This is a genomic window from Rhodococcus sp. 14-2470-1a (assembly GCF_002259425.1).
GTDB classification, from domain to species: Bacteria; Actinomycetota; Actinomycetes; order Mycobacteriales; family Mycobacteriaceae; genus Rhodococcoides; species Rhodococcoides fascians_E.
Genome location: NZ_NPFZ01000065.1, coordinates 60,049 through 77,716, shown reverse-complemented (window position 1 = coordinate 77,716; position 17,668 = coordinate 60,049). Strand labels below are relative to the sequence as shown.

Here is a 17,668-nt window from a genome sequence, read left to right as displayed (position 1 = left end):
CTCTACGTCGCGAGTTGGGGAGACCGAACCAGCATTCTGTCGATATAGCGCAGAAGCGCAACGTCATCTGGGCGTCGAACGACAACAGATGTGAACTCATTAGTCTGCGGCGAAAGTATATTGTTGGAGTCGCGCGGAGCGGCGTCGAAAAGGACCTTGAGAATGGCATGTTCTTCTGGCGAATACGCTTCAAGCGATGTCAGCCAGTCGACGAGGGGCTGAGTTGCGACATATGTGCCGGCATGTCGAAGCAAGTCCACGAGGTGGGTCAAACGTACCGGGGGCTCGCTGGTCAGCACGAATCGGCTTCCTTCAATTGCCTGTCGTGTTGCGAGCTTGACGAGTCGGCTGGCTACATCGTTCACCGCGATCCACGGTTCTTCGAGCGCCGTATCGGGTGCAGCCCCCAGTTCGAGGATGATCCGCAGAACCCGCAACATGATGTCGCGCGCATTCCCTTGACCTGAGTGTGTATCTCCGACAACCCGGGGTAGCCGATAGATCGCGGCAGACACGCCCAGACGGTTCGCGGCGTGGACTAGTTCCTCAGCATCCAATTTGGTCTCTGCGTATCCGCTCCGGGGACCTGTGACGTCGCCGGCTGAAATTGTGGATACAAACTGTAGGTGCTTCGAGCTAGTAGTACTGGCGAGTCGGATGAGTTCGCGGGTACCGCCTACGTTGGCTGCTTCGAGCTGTTCATAGCTAGACAACGCGTCGACGTGGGCACCATTGTGGCAAATCAAGTCGATGTCACTCGCCAGTTGCTCGAAGGCGGGGTTTGACAGACCGAGACCCGGCAGCGCCAGGTCCCCCCGAACAACGGTGACTCGTTCTTGGTCGACGTCATGCCACAGCTCGTACCGCTTGAGGTTGGCGCAAAGACGTTCCAGTCCCGATCGTTCGTCGTCGGCGCGAACGAGGCAAAAGATCCGTGCGTTGGTTTGGGCCAGCAATTCCCGAAGCAGGAATGCACCCACGAAGCCGGTAGCTCCTGTAAGCAAGATGTTCGAGATCTGACGGCGTTTGCGAGGTGGTAAGTGATGCGGAACTACGTCGTGTAGAGCTCTGTGAGGGTCGAAGGTACGGGAAGGGGCGGTCTGCCTCTCCGGCCCGCCCTCGATTTCTCTGGCCTGCATTGCGATCGTCGGCCGTTCGAAAAGCGTCCGTAACGGTAGGAGCACACCGAAGCTCTTCTCGATCTGGACGACGAGTTGAGCGGCTTTCAGCGAGTGGCCGCCGAGGTCGAAGAAGCTGTCGTCTCTTCCCATCGTGTCGGTGTTGAGAACGGTGGTCCAAATCTGCAGTAACGTTTCCTCGGTCTGGTTGCGTGGTGGAGCGAGCGTCGGGGCTGTGTTCAATCGAATATCACCGGTTGCCGGCGGAAGGGCCTTGTAGTCCAGTTTTCCGTTTATTGTCAGCGGCAGCTGAAGAAGGCTCACGTACAAGGAGGGCACCATATACTCGGGCAGCTTGTGACGTAAGTGGGAGCGTACGGTGTTCTCGTTCAGAACGGCCTTCTCTGATGGTTGCAGGTAGGCAACAAGCTCCTTCTCCCCGGACGAGCTTTCGCGGGTCACGATCGCGGCGTTCGCGATGTCCGGATGGTCATGTAGCGCGGCCTCGATCTCGCGAGGCTCGATGCGATAGCCACGAATCTTGACCTGGCTGTCGATCCTCCCGAGGTATTCCATTTGGCCGTTCTCGTTGTAGCGGACCAAGTCTCCAGTTGCATACAGCCGGTCGCGGATCGCGTCGTGGTTCTTGGTGGCGAAGTGCTGAGCGGTCAAGTCCGGTTGTCCGCGGTAGCCTCGTGCGACTCCGATTCCGGCCACGTGGAGGTGGCCCGGAACTCCTATTGGGACGAGTTGGTCGTGGTCGTCGAGGATGTACACGCGGGTGTTGCCGATTGGTCGGCCGATTGGGATGTTGTTGATGCCATTCGGTAGCGGAGCAGAGATGGGATAGCACGTGACGAACGTTGTGCACTCGGTGGGACCATAAGCGTTGAAAAGTTGTGTATCGCCAAGGACAGTGGCGGCGCGCCGGATGTGAGCGACAGATAGTGCCTCACCGCCGACAAGGAGATGCCGTAGTCCGGTCAGAGCCGTGGTGTCCTCGTCGACAACGTGGTTGAACAACGATGACGTCAGCCAGAGGGTGCTCACCCGGTGACGAGCGATCGCTGCGGCCAGTGGCAGGGCCGTAAGGACCCTGTCGGTCGACACGACACAGGTGGCTCCGGTCAAGAGCGCGCCCCAGACTTCGAAAACGGCAGCATCAAACGAGATCGCGGAAGCGTGAAGAACTACTTTGCTCGGACCTAGGACCCCATCTGGTAGTCCAGTGACCAGTCGAATGATGGATCGATGTTCTATCTCGACCCCTTTGGGGATCCCTGTTGAACCAGATGTGTAGATGACGTAGGCCAAGTCGTCAGGTTTTGCCGCAACTTGGAGCGCGATCGTGGGTTCGCTGTAGACGCTGGGATCGTTGATCAGGTCGGCGGTGATCGCAAACAGGGCCCCGCTGTCGCCGAGAATGAGTTCTTGGCGTTCGTCAGGAAATTCTGGGTCGACCGGTACGTAGGCGGCACCGGTTTTGAGAACTGCGAGCAGCGCGATGACCAGGTCGATAGACCGTGGCATGCAGACCCCGACAAGAGTGCCCGGCCCGGCACCCAATGTTTGCAACCGGTGAGCAAATTGGGTCGATCGGATGTCGAGTTCAGCGTAGGTCAACGAGGCGTCGCCGCAAGCCAGGGCTGTTGCGTGAGGTCGGTGACGGACCTGATCGGCGAAAGCCGACGGCACGGTAGCCGGCGTGGGCAACGGCACCGTGGTGTCGTTCAAATCAATTGTCAGCTGACGGACCTCGACGTCGCTCAACATCGGCAACGCAGACAGTGATCGGTCCGGGTTGTCCGCAGCGGACGAGAGCAGCCGCCGGAAGTTGTTGGCAAATCGTTCGATCGTGACTCGATCGAACAGTTCGGGGGCGTAGTCAAGTCGGCCTTCCAGACGACCGTCTACATCCGACATGCGGCACAGAAGGTCGTACAGGCCAGCACCCGAGCTGTCAGGGAGTTCCTCTGAGAACGGAGTGCTCACGACCTGAAGGCCGACTTGGGTGAGGTCGCCGCGGTTGAATTCGCGTGTTTGTACCAGCTCTGCCACGAGGCGCTCGAACGGTACGTCTGGGTTTGCATATGCGCCAGAGACAGTGGTTTGCACGCGATCCATCAGTTCCGAAAAGGTGGGGTCGCCGGACAGGTCGACACCCATCACCAGAGTGTTGACCTCGTGGCCGACAAGTGGTTCAGGGAGAAGGCGCGCTGTTACAGATGTACCGACCGCAACTTTATTGACACGCGCGTAGCGGGATAGAACGACGGCGTACCCAGCTAGCAACGCTGTGAACAGGCCGATTCCGCGACGAGACTCCTGACCACGTAGGCGCTCGGCAACGAAGGGTTCAACATCGAAAGACACTGATGCGCTATCGCGCGGAAACACCTCTGGGCGTAGATGATTGAACGATATGTCCAGTGCAGGTCGTGTATTGGCCAGTTCTGAGCGCCAGTAGTCGATTTGTTCGGACAAGGATCCGAAGATCGGTTCGTCCGGATGGTCGAGTGCACGTTCGATAAGCCAGGCGAGCCTGCTGACCAGACGCGTAGCGGTTGAGCGACGAAAAAGGCTGGAGCGGAATACCAAGGATCCGCAAAGTCGGCCGTCCTGCACGTGGGTCACAAGCTCCAGGTCGAATCGGGTGGCGACGCCTGCCCACGGCACAGTCGTGATTTCACCATCGTCGGCTGAAGCAATCTCCCCGTTGTGCACGACCACGACATCGAAGATCGCGTTTCGACCGGCTTCTCGATTAGGTCGAACTTGTGCAACTACCTGCTCGAACGGTGCCTGTTGATGGGCGTATGCCTCGACCATCTTGTTCCGCGCCACTTGCAGTAGATCTCGGAATGTTGTGGACTGGGTTACGTGGGTGCGCAGGACGACCGTGTTCACGAAGAAGCCAAGTACGTCAGCGAACCGGCGGTCGTCGCGTCCAGCCAGCACCGTTCCGATTGTGATGTCTTCTTGCCCAGAATGGAGGGATAGCAGGGCCTGAAACAGTGCGGCCATCGTGCTCGAGAGAGGACTTCGTTGGCGTAAGGCGAACGCCCGGAGTTTCGATGTCAATTCGATTGGTAGCTCGAAATCTACGTGATCGCTTGCGAACTGGGGAGTGGCTGAACGAGGCTGGTCGATCGGTAGTCGTAGTGGCTCGAACCCGTCGAGTTCATTCCGCCAGTAGTTGAGGTGCTGCGCCACCGAGTCGTCGTCGGTCACCGAACGTTGCCATGCGACGAAGTCTGCGTAGGTTACGTCGAGCCGAGGGGGAGTTTTCGATCCGTAGAAGGCGATGAGGTCTTCGGTTACGATCTGGATCGAGCGACCGTCGGTGATGATGTGGTGGTTCACCAGGCAAAATACGCTTGATCCGTCTGAGCATTCGATCACCATGGCGCGTACAGGCGGTGCCGCGGCAAGATCGAACGGTTCAGCGGCCAAATCAGCCGCGTGAGTCCGCCATCCGTTCTCGCCGGGATCAGCAATCCGTCGTGCAACTGGGATGCGAAACCCCGGAACGGTCGTGGCGCAGGGTATTCCTACCTCGTTTGCTGTATATAGCCAGTTGAGCACGGGATGCCGTTTGACCAGTTGAGCGAGTGCACTTTCGAGTGCTATCGAGTCAATCCCACCTCGAAACCGCAGTACGATCGGAATGTTGTACGCGGCACTGGTCTGGTCGAGCTGCTGTACGAGCCACAAACGTTCTTGCCCGGGCGACAACCTCATCGAGTCCTCCTAAATTGAAAGCTTGTGGACTACACGTCAGCTTGGTGTGCAGATGGTCTTGCGTCGGTAAGGTTGATCGACGTTCAGGATTCGCGGCCGGCCAGAACGCCGCCGTATGAGCCCATCGAATTTGGTCGTTTCGAGGAATTGATCAGAGCTTGTTCGTCAATTTTTCCGTTGCGGGTCAACGGAATCTCGTCGACCACCACCCACAGTGGAGGTATCGCATAGCTGGGAAGGACATGCGAGAGATGCGATCGCCACGCTTGGGGGTCGACATCAGCGCTCGGGTGCACAATGATGGCCGCGACGAGTTGCATGCTTTGATCCGGTTCTTGCGCAACGACAACCACAGCATCGCGGATATCTGGGTGCTGAATAAGAGCCGAGCAGATCTCGTCGGTCTCGATGCGATGCCCGTGGAGTTTTACCTGCTTGTCCGCGCGTCCAAGAAAGACCAAGTCACCATGCGGGTTGATCCGGACGAGGTCGCCTGTCCGGTATAGACGCTCGTCGATGTCAGGCGAAAAGTAGCCGAACCGTTTGGCAGTCTCGAGTTCATCGCCGAGATACGAATCGGCGAGACCTGATCCTGCGGCGTACAGCTCGCCGATTGCACCTGGAGGGACGAGGCGAAAGCCCTGGTCGAGGACGTAGACCGTGGACCCGCCTATCGGTTTACCGATCGGCAGCGGCCCGTCGATTTCTGCACTGTCCCGAACTGTGTACGTAGTTGTGAAGGTGGTGTTCTCTGTGGGTCCATAACCGTTGGTGATAGTCAGCCCAGGATGCATGCCGAGCGCCTGTGCCGCAGTTTTGTGCGGTACGACCTCACCTCCACTCAACAGCCAGCGTAGGCCACTGAGTATTTGGGGTCGAGAATCTACAACAAGACGAAATAGACTTGCGGTCAGCCAGGCCACGGAGATTCTCCGTTCGCGAAAGAACGTTTCGAGCCTTCCGACCGTCGGAATTCGACCCGGGAAGACTTCGAGTGTCGCACCGTTGAGCAAGGTGGCCCAGATTTCGTACGTCGACGCATCGAATGCCAACGGTGCCATGCGTAGCACCCGGTCGCCGGGGAGCACCTGCAGCTCAGGTGTGAGAGCGAGCCGGGTAACCGCACGGTGTGGAACCACAACTCCCTTTGGTTCGCCGGTCGACCCAGAGGTAAATGCGATGTATGCCGTGCGCCGGGGGTCCTGAGGGGCAGGCTCGAAGGATGAGTAGTCAAAGGGTATGTCGCCATGTTGGACGGGCTCCCATGCTTCGACGCGGGTGACCCCTCGCAAAGCAGGATGATTGCTGGTAGCAGCGTCGACCACAGCGGCCGCGGGCGCAAGCCGTTGCACGATCCGAGACAAACGCTGTTCTGGTGCGTCGTCATCGAACCCCGCGTACGCAGCTCCGATACGGAGGGTCGCGAGTAGCGCCACCACTTCGCCTACTGACCTGCGGATCGCGACAAGCACGGTATCCATGGGTTGGACTCCAGCTTTTCTGAGCGCATCAGCGAACTGTGAGGATGCACTTGCGAGCTGCGTGTAGGTCAGCTGCATCTGCGTGTCTCGGACTGCAACAGCCTCTGGACGGTCCTTCACCTGCTGAAAGAACAGGCTGACGATATCGACCGGAGGGCAATCAGCTCCGACGAGGGTGTGCAGTATTCGGCGTCGTTCAGGTGCAATGCAACGCACGTCGTGGAGGTAGCCCTCCGTGAGGAGTGAGAGCTCGTTCACCGCAGTCGCCACATCGGTGATAAATCCGTGTTCGGAATACGGCACGGCGACGTTGAATCGGACTTCCCCGGACCTCGGATCGCCGGAGGAAGAGGTAATGGCGAGGTCGATAGTTCCGTTTTGATCATCGACGGCGGTGCAAACGCTCGTCAGAAACTCATCGATGCGAGAGTGATCGTCGACTTCGAGTCGGACTGCCCTACCGTCACATGAGATGGTGGTGAACGCTGTACCAGTCCAGCGGCAGAGCGTCACCGCGAATGCAGCTACGACTAGAGCCGTCTGGTCCGGCACGGACACGTCTTCGAGTTCGGCTGTCAGATCGTAGTGAGCGGTCTGCACATTAGGCGCTGACATTGTCGCTCTCGGCGACTCGTCGATCGAACCGAACCTGGAGGTGGTCTGGGCGTCGGAAGATGTGGCCCCGCTCTCTCAGTCGCCAAAAGCCTGGCCGGACGCCGTCCAGGGAACCACTGCGGTGAACTCCACCGAAGCGGAGCGACATCCGCTCGAATAGCGTGTCGAACTCGGCGAGTGCCAGCTGAATGCCGAGGCACGTGTGCGGACCAGCTGAGAAGGCCAGCATCTTCTGATCATTCCGAGCCGGACGCCATTCGTCAGGGTCTTCGAACGCTCTCTCGTCACGGCTGGCAGAACCCAGCGAGAGCAATAGTGCGGACCGTCGCGGAACGTCCACGCCACGAATGGTCAGGTCAGCGGAAGCGTACCTGAGAATCGTGTGGCTCGGCGGCTCCCACCGTAGCGTCTCGCGGATCACCTGAGTTCGGTATTCGGGGTCTGCCAATGCCTGCAGATCGACGTTGTGAGCGAGTACCGCGTACATGATCTTGCCGATGGTGGCGACGCTGGTTTCGGTTCCGGCAAGCAGAAAGAGAGTAGCCGTACCCAGGAGATCCTCGTCGACAGGTTGACCTGGGGGAAACACCAGATCAAGGAACGGCATCCGATCGCCATTCTGGCGGTTGGCCAGCGCGTTCTTCAAGTGGTCGATCAGCTCTGCCTTGGCCGTGAGCGCCGCGTCCAACGAAGTCGCTGGGAACTCGATCGCACCGGCCAGCGGAAGAACCCGAGGTCGAAGCCAGGCTGCATCTTCGGGAGGCAGCCCGAAAAGCCGCGTGACCATCGCGTAGGGCACCCCGACAGCAACACGTTCCATGAACTCGACGTCGACCTCACCGGCGGAGCCCATTTCGTCCGCGATCGAGTCGAGTACTTGATCCACAGCAGGAATCAGTATCTCGTTGCGCAATCTTTTGACCGAACCGCCCGCGAACAGCGGCATGAACAACTTTCGTAGGTCGCGATGTCGGGGGCCGTCGACGTCCAGCAACGTTCGGCCGAACAGTCGACGACTACTGCGCATCGGAAATCCACTGATTACCTGTCGGTCGGATAGGAGGGCGTGGACGTCCTCATACCTTGTGACCAGGAAAGCGCTGAATGCGGTCGACCAGTGCACCGGTTCTTCCCTACGAAGCTCTTTGTAGATTGGCCATGGGTCGGCCAGGAATTCATCCGAACTGAAATCCAAACGCACTCCAGCGGAACTCATTTGCTGCCTCCATTGCCGTCGATTTCGGTCCGAGCTTTCAATTGGCGACCCGCGTCTTCCGATGTGAGCCTCATGGACTCCTCGATCCCGTCGAATCCATTGAACAGGGCAGGGATTATCTCGTGTGCGATAGTCGTCAACTGATCGAGAGTGCCCCTATGTGATATCCACCTGGGGACAAAAAAGTTGAGTGTTACCGGGTCGCCGATGCGATCAGCCAGCTCGCGTATCTGAGCCGTGCAGGTCGCGGCATCTCCGATTATGAATCCGCCCGCATCGACCAGTCTTTCCAGCGTCTTTCGATGTGCGACCGACGAGTCTGGAATAGGCATGCCCAGTGTATTGCGATACAAACCGCGACGTAGTGCAGAGAACCCAGACAAGATCTCTTCAATGCCTGTGGCTGGCGAGTCGGCAACGTGTACGAAGACGTTGCACCGAATACGGGTTTCACCAACGGATTTGTTTCGGTAAGACTCGATACGTTCGATCAGTGAACCGATTGGATCGGAGTCCATTCCAGGTCGGATTGCGCCCCATGGCGGTACTATGTGCACGGTCGGGGTAGTCGCGGTGTCCGTGAGAAGTTCGATACCGTCGTCGCTGAGCGAAGATGCAACTACAGTTTCGATGGGGCCTCTGTGAGGTCGGAGTTGGAGTACCGCTTTTTTGGCAGTAAACCACGGTGTTGTAATGTCCACCGTTTCACCGTCTAACAACGCTTGTACGGTTTCTAGAGCGGCGCGAAAGTGATCCCGAAGGGTGGTTGAATCTACCCCGATCATTTCCATATCGTGAACGTACGTTCCTGTCCCGCATCCTAGGATTGCTCGACCAGCGGTGAGATGATCGAGAAGTACCATGCGCTCTGCAACGTGGAGTGGATGGTGGTAGGGGAGCGGTATTACGCCAGTCGCAAAACGAATCCGTCGAGTTTCGCGTGCAACCGCTGCAATGAAGAGTTCCGGAGCGCTGAGCGTGCTCCAACCGCTGGAGTGGTGCTCGCCGAGCCACAGCTCGTCGAATCCCAGATCATCTGCAACGGTGCAGAGTTCGATATCACGCTGAAGTGATGCGGCTGGGCTGACAGCGGGGTCATGGAAGGGGGGCAGGAAACAGCCAAAGGTCTTTGAGTTCACGGTACCGGGGACCTCTTACATGTTTGGAAGACGCGGGCTCGCTGGTCTGGGTATCGGACCGGCAAATTGGGTACGAGAGATGTGCAATCAGCGGTGTATTGTTTCTAATCTCACGAAGTAGGAACTTGTTCGAGAAGGTAATCGCAGAACTTGTCGACGCTCGTCAGTTCCTCGTTTTCCTCGAGGTCGATGAATACATCGAGTTTTGTTTCTATCTTTTCGATTAGAGCCAGGTACTCGATCGAGCTCATTCCTGTATCGGGAAACTCCGTATCGCCCTCGATGACCTGATTATCCAGCACTCCGCCAGCGACTTCAGACAATATTGCAAAAAGTTGCTGCCGCAATTCGGTTCGCGCGTCTTCTGTGCTCATTGGTATTCCTTCGTTAGTCTTCACCAGACAGGTGTCACCCAGAGGTGTGAGTTCGGGAATTTCTGGTTGCTTCCGTGGTGGCAGTGGGCAGAACAGTGCGAATACTGCGAGCGACTGTCGCACTCACGAGGTTTGTGTCGTTTGCTCCGACCTTGTGGTCGGCTTAGTCGAAGATGAGTTCCCTATTTCGCGCACCTGTCGCAGTGGTGCCTCTGTATGCCCAGAAGAGTTTGAGATGCGTCGCTCATAGGATTCCTCGCATGAATGTACTGACCGCGTTGCGCTTGGTGGCAGGCCAAGTTATGACACTGCCCTCTGTGCGACGACACGGTAGGAGATGATGCGTCCGATTTGGACGTGGAGGGTGCCCCGACTACGACAGGGTGCTCACCTCAGGCGCTCGTTGAGCGTGCCCTGAACGTATCAAGATCTTCTGCCCTTGGCAACGGATTCGGCTTATTCGTCCGTTTTCGGGTGCAAGGTCAATAGAAGGGCGCGTGATCTGTCGTCGAGGTCTATGGCACGGGCGGTCACACTGATGGGGGTGTAGCCATCTTGATATGTGAGAAATCGCAGGTTCAGTTTTCTAGTCGTTCCGAAGGGCGAACTCTTCAACAGCTTTGCTGTGACCGCTGCGTGAATTGCGTCCTCAGGGTGGAGCACGGGTTTGGCACCGACGACGTGTGCGTTGCGCCAAGCGATGTCTTCTGGTGCATCGCCGTACCAGTAGAGCAGCCTCAGCGAATCGGGGTCTGCGATCGCACGGTATTCGCGTGGACTGGTCAGAGACAGTGCGATCCGATCGCCAAGGCTTGAGGCTTGGAGTCCGGCATGTTCACACGTCTGAACGGCCCCCAAATCAACTGAAATTCCGCGGACTAGTCGATTGCCAGTTCGGTCTGAGCTGTTCGTTGGCTCGGTCACGAAGCGCGCGGTGAACTGGATTGTCCGGGGGCCGCCAAACGGCCGTTGTTCGACTGCAGTCTGCTGCACCAACGTGCCGTGGCTACCCGAGACGAGGTTCGCGAGGATGGACGCTGTCGTGGAACCGAGGTCGAGTTTTGCCAGCCCGTCGGAGATCGGCCTGTTCTGCTCGACTCCGAGCTCCGCCCATGTCTCGGTGTCGCTGACTATTGCGCATCGCCTTGCTACTCCAGTGTCGAGGTTCCATTCGAAGGCCCATGCTGATGGTCGATCGATCGGATCCGCAGACCGGTGGGTGACTCGCAGCCATACTCCGTGAACTAGACCGGTGACTTCGTCGGCAATCGGGTCCACTGCGACAGCCCGAGAGCCTGAATTGGCGTGCACGGACGTGCCGTGGCGGCACGCTTTCATCACTGCTGCCAGGACGAGGTCGCGATCCCATGCTCGGATGAAGGAGCTGAGTGCAACTCTGCTTCTGGTCCGCGCACCGACGGCAACAACACTTGGGTGCCGCGGATCCAGCACATCTATCAGGAGCCAGTTGTTTGGAGACGGCATGGCATAGCCCTTCCGGGTAGGTACACACTTTGGGTTCCGGCGAGCGAATGCAAACGCGGGCTCGGTGACCACCGAGTGGGCGTGTAGCGCGGCCGGGAAGACTCTTGCAACCATACCGATTTCCCCGGAACTAAGGAATCACGATCCGATGGCACACCCCTGGAATGGCTGACAGTGGAGAGGTCATTCATATTCAACTGTTTTCCCGTCGTTCGTTTTTCTTGCTTCTGCAAGACGCAGATAGTGTTGAAAACGTTTGTCCAACTGGTTAACTGAAGGGAGAATGCGGTTGATCACCGTAGCCGGCGGCGGGTGAACGCATGCGGTCGTGCTGCCGCGACACAGACCATCACCATGAGCACCATCGACGTCGACGACTACTGGACCACCTACGGCAAAGCGCTCGACGCGGCCGCGACGTGCAGGAGCGTTGAAACCCTGATCGACACCCTCAACCGCTACTACCCGCCCTCGCCCGGAGCCGCGTTCTTCCTCAACGGGGCCAACCGAGACCTACTCGGCACTCCCACCGACGCCGGACACTTCGATACCGTTTGGGTCCAAGCGGACTATCGCTTCGCGCTCGGAGACGGGTTCACCTAGACCGAAGGCGACATCGTCAGCGGAACCTCACGCCTGTGCCCAACCGCCCCGGTGCCCAACGGCACCGGGGCAGCAACCCCATCACCTGGAAGGAACGCCCCTATGCCCGCTCAAGAATGGGTGAACCTGATCATCGGTGTCTTCGCCGTCGTCGGCGTCGCCCTGACCGTCCGCCAACGCACCGTGGCCGACAAACGCGCCCAATCAAAGATCACCGGTCGGCACTGGTCTGTCTGGCCAGGCGTCGCACCAACGTGCTCTACGCAATGCTCCAACGAGGTACGACCTACCGTTCGGGAAACCCCACCGCAATCGCGGCGTGAACAAGAGGAAGCGACCTACGTATCCGTGCCGTCGACTAGCCGATACCAGGCAAGTTCGTGTCCTGGCTCGTCGGCGAAGTATGCGTACGTTCCCGAGGCAAGGTCCTTGAGCCTCTTACGGGCAGCTGGATCCGTTCGGGAGGTGAATGCGGTCAGGAAGTGACAGTGCGCAGGGTTGATGCCCTGATTGGTCGCCCACGTCAGCAGCGACTGCTTACGCGCCTCGTTGATTTCACCGTCCGTGTTGACGGCTTCGACAAACCAGAACTGGACATCGTCGCCGCCCACGTCAGCAATCAACGCGTCCGGTAGGAGCGCCTGCGTATTGATCGTGATCTGAAGGTAGGTGAGCAGCTTGGCATCGGCTGTGAACACCTTGTCGCCTGGTTCGCTGATCGTGACCACATACGGTGTCGTCAGTCGCGTGGCTGCCCACTCCTCGACCACGCTTTTGAGGATCAGGGACGCTTTGCCGGACTCCAATGTGCGAACGCCAGCCCCGTTCGGGAGTGTGACAGATACTGCGTGCGCAGTCTGGCGTCCTTGCGCTGCGAACTGAACCTTCAGTTTGGCGGCCGGGGAAAGGTGACGCTCTCTCCACTGCACAACTTGGGACACGAGTTGATCTCCGGCAAGACCGGGGTCGAACAAGTCGGCGAAATGCGGTTCGAGCGCCCAACGGCCCTTGCTCGAGTTCTTCGGCACACCTGCTTTTTCTCGAATCGCGCTGTTCTCGCGCCACTTTCGAAAGGTCTCGTCTCGCAGTGTTTCTCGTGAGTTATCGGCGTATCCAGAGGCTGTGGACACACCCCACTCGTCGAGTACCTTCACGAGATCCTTGTTCTTCTTCGCGGCTGCCTCGCGCCATTGCACACGATCATCTTCGGAGTCGCGAATACGCATCTCTTCGGACATCCAGGTGACCATCGAGGGTCGGGCCCAGAAGGTCGTGGAGTCGTTGCCGGTCGCGATCGAGTCGACGTAGATCAGTGCGGACACCGCGGCCCCTGCCAGGGGGCTGGACATCACTGTATCGAATGCTTCCCGGGGGAAGATCAGCAGCAAACGCTCGGTAGCGCCTGACGCGGTGATGATCGGTCTCACGGCGTGGCTTCCACGGATCCGTAGACACTCTTCACGGCGGACTCCAGGGCATCGCCGGACAAGAACTCCCACTGCTCGAGGACTTCCGCAGCAGGCAACGCCACCGATTCGAGTTCGTAGGCAGACAACGCAACTGATCCCGAGATACACCGCACCAGTCTGTCCATGGTGTCGGTTGCCAGTAGTCGCGTGAGCAGCGCAGACGAGAGTAGTGGCTCAGGTGTAGCTGGTCGGAGGACGTTGACGTGGTTCTCCACGACCACCGAGCCGCCGAAGCTGTCGAGATGCTCCTGAGTCAGTTCGGCCGCGACCAGGCGCCGGACCTGCTCTGGTGCAGTGGTTCGTTGGACCAGGATGCGAGGGCCAGATGTAAGCATTGTCTTCGAGTCCGCAGGCGATCTGACTGCGAGATAACGCATGTGGGCGCGAGCAGCATCGCGATGGAGCACGCCTCCATCGATATCTGCTGCCCACAACACCACATGACGATCGTTCGCCGGACGAGCGTGAAGATCGTCCTTCCTGCGGTTCCACACCAGAGGGCCTGTGCTCACCTTCCAGCCAGCGGCTGCGACCGACAGCGGCAGTGCGGCTGCGGCGGCGGCAATGGGCGCGAGGTCCGAACGTCGAGGAAGTACCCAGGGCCGACCGCTGGTCGGCGTCGCGACCGTCGCAACATAGGTGGTCTGTGACCCGATTGTCTGAATAGTCGTACGACGAATCTTGCGCGACGTGAACGTTGCCAGACAGGTTTCCTGAAGAACGGACGTGAACACGCCCGATCTGTCTGCTACGAACGCAATCTCCTGCAGACGTGTGCGCTGCGCCAACAATCGTCGGAGCGGCTCGAAGTATCTGCCCGCTGTGAACGATGTCGGCACCAGCGCCGCCACGACACCTTTGTCGTCGATCGACTGCACCGCTGCGGCCATGAAGATCCCGTACAGGTTGGCGTGGCCGTAGAGCGAATCAGCAAAGCGCACGCGATCTTCCGCACTCAAGCGGACTCGGCCGTACGGAGGGTTCATGACGACAATTCGCGCTTTGTCGGTGCGCTCCCTCAGACCGTCGTCCGTCTTCGCGAGAAGCGGGAACGGACGTCGGTGTTCCTCAGGGATCCGTGCCTGTAGCGGAAGCATCTCCGCTGCCATCACCACGTTGGCCACCCACACCGCGGCAGGGTCAGTGTCGACCCCCTCGATGACGCTGGACAGGCCACTCAAGACGGCCTGGCCGTCGGTGCCGCCGTCAATGCTCGCTGAAAGATGCTCACGAAGCGCTGGCAGCAACAGAGCTCCAGCACCGCACGCGGGGTCGAGCACCAGCCCCGGGAGAGGCTGAAGCGGTGCCTTGAAGCCAACCGCGGAACGCGCCATCGACCACAACTGGTCGGCCAGTTCATGCGGGGTGTAATGCCGTCCGTGACGCGCCCGGGTCTCCGGTGCGAGCGAGTCGACGTACGCAGCACCCACAGCCTCAGGGGTGAGCGGACCCCACTCCAGCTCCAGCGGCGGGGCGTCGGACAGGATCAAAGGCGGTTCTGTGTCAAGTGCCCAGTGAACATCAAGCCAGTCACCGCTCAGACCCGCCATCGTCGCTCTGGCCGACCACCATGCCGGAATGGCCGCCAGCACTGCGGCAGCTGTTGGTGTCAGCTCTGCGGCGGGGTCGGACGAGCCGACCAATGACCGCGAACCTCGTGCACCGAGAGTTCGTGCGGACACCGCAGATGAGATGGCGGTCGACGGTTCCATGCCAAGGAGGTTAACTGCTCCTCGCACGGGAATCCCACAACCGCCGCCGACGGTCTCATGTCAAATTCGTGGCAAGACCGGCGCACGGGGTTGCGAAGAGATTAGGAGCCCCGTCGCGCTCCCCCTCGAACGCGCCCATGACGGCCGCCCCGGTGGCATCGGCATTGCCCCTTTGTTCTAGTAGACCAGCGGTAGAAGCTGTTCTCGCAAGTCCGCATCCTTGTACGCAGCCCTCACGTCGTAAGGGAGGCTGATGTAAACGCCCCCCTCCGGGTGAGCATTATCGAAAATCTCCACCAGCTCGTCATCGCTCACGCCGTTGTCCAGCGCAGTCTTGATCTCGTGCCAGTGAGAACCGAATTTCGTGCGTCCCTCATTATCTCGTGTCTGGTGCCATAACATCCGATACGCCCGCAATTCCGCGTCAGGTTCCCCTGAATCCGCAAACAGCGACGCTGACTGCGGCGTCAACTTCCATGACAGCCGGCGCGACGACAGCTCCGCTCTGCGGCCTGCTGCTGTAGCGCTTCCGCGCACAGTGAAGTTCCTCTTACTGGTCAGATGCTTGGACCCCTTGACGAGTGACCAGAACGGGAAAATGACGGTAACGGTGCTACCTGGATCTAGTCGAGCCGACGTGGAATCGTGGCCCTCGTATGCTTGGACCACGAGTCCCTCGGTGTTCCTTCGGCCCCTCTTCCACGGCCAGGATGAGGAGCGCCCGAAATCAAGCGAGATATTCTCGACTGACACGGAAATTCGGCCAACGTTGGTGACCTTGATCAGGGCCAGCTCGACACCTATCTTGGACACCTCGGGGCCGTCGAACATCTCGAAGTTGGCTGTGAGGCCACTCCGCCCGGCTCCTCTGCAGATAGTGTGATGTCTGTCCAGGTAGCCGGGCATGAGTCGAACCTGCAACCGCGCGCCTGATAAGCGATACAGCATGAGCTGCCAGAACAGTCCGCCAAGCGTGATGAAAGCACTCGCGCCCGAGACTATGAGAGCAACTTCGGCAGTCTCCATTGCGCAAGTCTAGTTACGAGCTCGAAAGTTGCTGTAGTCCAGTGAGGTCCACGGGATGCCGCGCTACTTGACGACCGGGCCTGAGATGCGCTCGCTGGACAAGAGCAATCTTCAGAAGAAGGCCAGCTGTGCATCGTCGACACGATTGCGACCTGTGTTCGCAGCGCGGGGCCTGACTACCTGCCGTTGTCGAGCTGGGACGTGGAGGTCGGCAGCGTGCTTCGGGCTGAGTTTTGCGACCGCAAGGCGCGTCAATTCGATCCGCACGCGAGATCTTTCTTGGTCGCGGGCATGCCCCACCGCAGTGTCCCGCTGCTTCCACGTCGACTCCCACGTAGGCGATCCGGCCACCGGTGCCGCCATTCCTCGATCGGTCAGCCGGTCGAGCAGTTGATCGACTCTGTCCACCAGAACGTCGGCGAGCTCGTGAAGCACACGATCGGGCACCGGAGTTATCCCCATGTCGTCGCTCTCGCTCACACGCGACACCGTAGAGGTAGACACCGACACGTATCGCCGAACTGGCTGGGCGCGCACAACGAGTGTCGCGCCCAGAGTGATCGCTACGATCATCGAATGCCATTTGACGAGGGGTTGTCCGATTGGCGAGTCTATTCTGCAGAACAAGCCGTCGGTTCAGACGAGGTCCTCGACGACATCGACGCTTGCCAAGCCCTCGTCGACAGCCTGACATCCAGCTCGTGGTGGCAGTCCCACTTTTCGAACACCCCGCCCATCGAATTAGTCGGGGGCGGATCTGAGGACCAACATCTCAATCTCAGGGAATCCTTCGCTAGTCCGTGGGGGCATCCGCAGACCACACGGTGGACTATCTCGTTGCACCCCGCCATGCTGACGACCCGTGTGCTGTTGCACGAGGTCGCTCACTGTGCTGCGCCGTACTACGTCGTGGAGGATGTCGAGCAGCGTTACCGCGGTGGCAAGTTGCTCGCCGTGTCGCACACCAAACATCTCTCCCACGGGGCCTTCTTCACCGCCACTTTGGCTGCGATCACCGGGCACGTCGTGCTAGGAGACCAAGGAAGACTGAGGGCGGCGTTCGACCATTTCGAGGCACCCGTTGCCTCCGTTGACGAGCTTCGCCGCGAACTCGATGCACAACCGAGAATCGTCGCCGACGAAGTGGCCTACCTTGCTGACCTTCGACAGTTCATGGAAGACGCCCGCGCATCGACCCCAACCGCTGGTACCCCCAGACCACCCAGTTCGTACGTTCCGGAAACCCCCTGGGGCTTTTATCTGGAGATGACGCGACGCCGGATTCATCGTCGACGCAAAGACGGCAGTCCGTTGCTCTCTCAACGACGACTCGCCGAGCAGATATCAACCGTGTTTCCCTGCTCGGCGCGCAACATCTCAGAGCTTGAACACTTGAGGCAACCTCCCGACAGTCCCGCGCAGCTCACCAGAGCGATGATGGTCACGATCTGCCTGGGTATGGACCCGATCTGGACCCGATACAACCTGCAGCTCACCCGGTGGGGTTGCGGCGACGTCACATTGGAACAGGCACGTCGCCTCAACCCCGAATGGGCGGACCTCGTCGAGCACATCAACGGACTTCTCAAGGCGATGCCACCAAGATGGAGTGTTAGTGGCTCGCGCTGATCTGATGAGTGACGGCGGTGGTCGCGACGACTCCTCCTGAGTTGTGAAGAAGATAGAAGC

At 59.3% G+C, this 17,668-nt stretch carries 12 protein-coding genes; 2 read left to right on the top strand and 10 right to left on the bottom strand.

From position 1 onward, the window contains the following. Window positions 1–2: 2 nt before the first annotated feature. The 6 genes from CH292_RS27950 to CH292_RS27925 form a co-directional block, all read right to left on the bottom strand. On the bottom strand, window positions 3–4,859 hold the full coding sequence (locus tag CH292_RS27950) for a non-ribosomal peptide synthetase (protein ID WP_094656336.1): 4,857 nt from the start codon (window positions 4,857–4,859) through the stop codon (window positions 3–5). A gap of 83 nt (window positions 4,860–4,942) precedes the next feature. Further along, the gene (locus tag CH292_RS27945) at window positions 4,943–6,940 is read right to left on the bottom strand and encodes an amino acid adenylation domain-containing protein (protein ID WP_179278121.1); all 1,998 of its coding nucleotides are present in this window, start codon (window positions 6,938–6,940) and stop codon (window positions 4,943–4,945) included. A gap of 1 nt (window position 6,941) precedes the next feature. Further along, window positions 6,942–7,982: a cytochrome P450 gene (locus tag CH292_RS27940; protein ID WP_179278120.1), complete on the bottom strand. Its 1,041-nt coding sequence runs from the start codon at window positions 7,980–7,982 to the stop codon at window positions 6,942–6,944. A 185-nt stretch (window positions 7,983–8,167) separates the two neighbouring features. Beyond that, the gene (locus CH292_RS27935) at window positions 8,168–9,310 is read right to left on the bottom strand and encodes an LLM class flavin-dependent oxidoreductase (RefSeq protein WP_094656333.1); all 1,143 of its coding nucleotides are present in this window, start codon (window positions 9,308–9,310) and stop codon (window positions 8,168–8,170) included. A 110-nt stretch (window positions 9,311–9,420) separates the two neighbouring features. Further along, window positions 9,421–9,684, bottom strand: a complete 264-nt coding sequence (locus CH292_RS27930; protein WP_094656332.1) for an acyl carrier protein — start codon at window positions 9,682–9,684, stop codon at window positions 9,421–9,423. A 456-nt stretch (window positions 9,685–10,140) separates the two neighbouring features. Continuing rightward, window positions 10,141–11,283, bottom strand: coding sequence for a GAF domain-containing protein (locus CH292_RS27925; RefSeq protein WP_143545843.1), 1,143 nt, complete (start codon window positions 11,281–11,283; stop codon window positions 10,141–10,143). 240 nt (window positions 11,284–11,523) lie between these two features. On the opposite strand from CH292_RS27925, the gene CH292_RS27920 reads away from it, so the two are divergent. Then, window positions 11,524–11,772 (top strand): hypothetical protein, encoded by a 249-nt coding sequence (locus CH292_RS27920; protein ID WP_143545842.1) that lies wholly within the window; start codon window positions 11,524–11,526, stop codon window positions 11,770–11,772. 338 nt (window positions 11,773–12,110) lie between these two features. Here CH292_RS27920 and CH292_RS27915 read toward each other — a convergent pair whose 3' ends face one another. The 4 genes from CH292_RS27915 to CH292_RS27900 form a co-directional block, all read right to left on the bottom strand. Beyond that, window positions 12,111–13,199, bottom strand: coding sequence for a BsuBI/PstI family type II restriction endonuclease (locus tag CH292_RS27915; protein WP_256978609.1), 1,089 nt, complete (start codon window positions 13,197–13,199; stop codon window positions 12,111–12,113). Next, the gene (locus CH292_RS27910; protein WP_094656329.1) at window positions 13,196–14,953 is read right to left on the bottom strand and encodes an Eco57I restriction-modification methylase domain-containing protein; all 1,758 of its coding nucleotides are present in this window, start codon (window positions 14,951–14,953) and stop codon (window positions 13,196–13,198) included. The genes CH292_RS27915 and CH292_RS27910 overlap by 4 nt, the downstream gene beginning before the upstream one ends. A gap of 177 nt (window positions 14,954–15,130) precedes the next feature. Next, window positions 15,131–15,979, bottom strand: a complete 849-nt coding sequence (locus tag CH292_RS27905; RefSeq protein ID WP_094656328.1) for a hypothetical protein — start codon at window positions 15,977–15,979, stop codon at window positions 15,131–15,133. 111 nt (window positions 15,980–16,090) lie between these two features. Beyond that, window positions 16,091–16,459: a hypothetical protein gene (locus CH292_RS27900; protein ID WP_143545841.1), complete on the bottom strand. Its 369-nt coding sequence runs from the start codon at window positions 16,457–16,459 to the stop codon at window positions 16,091–16,093. A 369-nt stretch (window positions 16,460–16,828) separates the two neighbouring features. Here CH292_RS27900 and CH292_RS27895 point away from each other — a divergent pair, with 369 nt between their 5' ends. Continuing rightward, a complete protein-coding gene (locus tag CH292_RS27895; RefSeq protein ID WP_143545840.1) occupies window positions 16,829–17,608 on the top strand; it encodes a hypothetical protein in 780 nt (259 codons plus the stop codon). The last annotated feature ends 60 nt before the right edge of the window (window positions 17,609–17,668 follow it).

Coding starts and splice junctions, on each gene's coding strand:
- CH292_RS27950 (WP_094656336.1), bottom strand. CDS start 4,859: ATGAGGTTGTCGCCCGGGCAAGAACGTTTGTGGCTCGTACAGCAGCTC.
- CH292_RS27940 (WP_179278120.1), bottom strand. CDS start 7,982: ATGCGCAGTAGTCGTCGACTGTTCGGCCGAACGTTGCTGGACGTCGAC.
- CH292_RS27930 (WP_094656332.1), bottom strand. CDS start 9,684: ATGAGCACAGAAGACGCGCGAACCGAATTGCGGCAGCAACTTTTTGCA.
- CH292_RS27925 (WP_143545843.1), bottom strand. CDS start 11,283: ATGGTTGCAAGAGTCTTCCCGGCCGCGCTACACGCCCACTCGGTGGTC.
- CH292_RS27920 (WP_143545842.1), top strand. CDS start 11,524: ATGAGCACCATCGACGTCGACGACTACTGGACCACCTACGGCAAAGCG.
- CH292_RS27910 (WP_094656329.1), bottom strand. CDS start 14,953: ATGGAACCGTCGACCGCCATCTCATCTGCGGTGTCCGCACGAACTCTC.
- CH292_RS27905 (WP_094656328.1), bottom strand. CDS start 15,979: ATGGAGACTGCCGAAGTTGCTCTCATAGTCTCGGGCGCGAGTGCTTTC.
- CH292_RS27895 (WP_143545840.1), top strand. CDS start 16,829: ATGCTGACGACCCGTGTGCTGTTGCACGAGGTCGCTCACTGTGCTGCG.